Below are 1,767 nucleotides of genomic sequence, written 5' to 3'. Positions count from 1 at the left end.
ATGGTTAAGCCAGTATACACTCCGCTATCGCTACGTGACTGGGTCATGGCTGCGCCCCGACACCCGCTAACATCTGCTGACGCGCCCTGACGGGCTTGTCTGCTCCCGGTATCCGCTCACAGGCAAGCTGTGACCGTCTCCTGGAGCTGCATATGTCAGAGGTTTTCACCGTCATCCCCGAAGCGTGCGAGGCAGCTGCGGTAAAGCTCATCGGCGTGGTCGTGAAGCGATTCACAGATGTCTGCCTGTTTATCCGCGTCCAGTTCGTTGAGTTTCTCCAGCAGCGTTAATGTCTGGCTTCTGATAAAGCGAGCCATATTAAGTGCGGTTTTTTCCTGTTTGGTCACTGATGCCTCCGTGTAAGGGGGATTTCTGTTCATGGGGTAATGATACCGATGAAACGCGAGAGGATGCTCACGATACGGGTTACTGATGACGAACATGCCCGGTTACTTGAACGCTGTGAGGGTAAACAACTGGCGGTATGGATGCGGCGGGTCTGCTTGGGTGAGCCTGTTGCCCGTTCCGGGAGGCTGCCGACACTGGCGCCGCCGTTACTGCGTCAGCTGGCCGCCATCGGGAATAATCTGAATCAGACAGCCCGTAAGGTGAACAGCGGGCTGTGGTCTTCCGGTGACCGGGTTCAGGTGGTGGCCGCACTGATGGCCATCGAGAGAGAGTTGCGCAGATTACGGCAGGTCGTAAGGGAACAGGGAGCGCGGGATGATAGTTAAGTTTCATGCTAGGGGAAAAGGTGGTGGCAGTGGTCCGGTTGATTACCTGCTGGGAAGGGAACGTAACCGGGAAGGCGCAACGGTGCTTCAGGGTAATCCGGAAGAAATCCGGGAACTCATCGATGCCACGCCATTTGCGAAGAAATACACGTCCGGTGTTCTGTCGTTCGCGGAGAAGGAGCTGCCGCCGGGAGGACGTGAAAAAGTGATGGCGAGTTTTGAGCGTGTACTGATGCCCGGTCTCGAAAAAAATCAGTACAGCATTCTGTGGGTGGAGCACCAGGACAAGGGACGGCTTGAGCTGAATTTTGTCATTCCGAACATGGAGCTACAGACCGGAAAACGCCTCCAGCCGTACTACGACCGCGCAGACAGGCCGAGAATTGATGCCTGGCAGACGCTGGTGAATCACCACTACGGGCTGCATGACCCCAATGCCCCGCAGAATCGCCGGACGCTGACTGTCCCTGATAACCTGCCGGAAACGAAACAGGCGCTTGCTGAGGGCGTTACACGCGGTATGGACGCACTTTACCATGCCGGAGAGATAAAAGGCCGTCAGGATGTGATTCAGGCGCTCACGGAGGCGGGGCTTGAAGTGGTCAGGGTGACGCGAAGCAGTATCAGCATTGCAGACCCGAACGGCGGGAGGAATATCAGGCTGAAAGGAGCGTTTTATGAGCAATCTTTTACAGACGGGCGCGGAGTTCGAGAAAAAACTGAAAGAGAGAGCCGAATCTACAGAGAAAATGCTGAACAACGAGCTCAGGAGGCTCGGCGAATCTGTAAGCGAGGCTGTGACATCAAACGAGACGAAAATCAGAGACGCTATAGCCCTGTTCACAGCCTCGACAGAGAAATCGCTGGAAAAACACCGGGAAGGGGTGAAAGAGGCGATGATGCAGCACAGGAAGGACGTGTTAAAGCTGGCAGGGAATACGGGCATGATGTTACTGGGGATAGCCTTTCTCCTGTTTACCGCGAGTGGCGGGACGCTCTGGTATCTTGGCGGGAGGATACAGGCGAACCTGGA

3 protein-coding genes are annotated in these 1,767 nt (G+C 55.7%); 2 read left to right on the top strand and 1 reads right to left on the bottom strand.

Going from position 1 to position 1,767, the window contains the following annotated elements; genetic code table 11:
* Positions 1-155 precede the first annotated feature (155 nt).
* Positions 156-347: a Rop family plasmid primer RNA-binding protein gene (locus tag OGY07_RS17070; RefSeq protein WP_015059038.1), complete on the bottom strand. Its 192-nt coding sequence runs from the start codon at positions 345-347 to the stop codon at positions 156-158.
* A 63-nt stretch (positions 348-410) separates the two neighbouring features.
* Here OGY07_RS17070 and OGY07_RS17065 point away from each other — a divergent pair, with 63 nt between their 5' ends.
* Both OGY07_RS17065 and mbeA read left to right on the top strand, forming a co-directional pair.
* On the top strand, positions 411-734 hold the full coding sequence (locus OGY07_RS17065) for a MobC family plasmid mobilization relaxosome protein (protein WP_195506489.1): 324 nt from the start codon (positions 411-413) through the stop codon (positions 732-734).
* Positions 724-1,767: plasmid mobilization relaxase MbeA (mbeA, locus tag OGY07_RS23490; RefSeq protein WP_502872436.1), on the top strand; the 1,044-nt coding region annotated here is incomplete at its 3' end. The genes OGY07_RS17065 and mbeA, both read left to right, overlap by 11 nt.

It is taken from the genome of Citrobacter sp. Cs237, from assembly GCF_030332325.1.
Lineage (GTDB): Bacteria > Pseudomonadota > Gammaproteobacteria > Enterobacterales > Enterobacteriaceae > Citrobacter_A > Citrobacter_A sedlakii.
Note: the sequence above shows the minus strand (reverse complement) of the source record. Positions and strands in the feature narration are given on the sequence as shown.

What these genes read in the sequence shown, in the direction of transcription:
- OGY07_RS17065 (WP_195506489.1), top strand. Translation starts at nt 411, where the DNA reads ATGCTCACGATACGGGTTACTGATGACGAACATGCCCGGTTACTTGAA.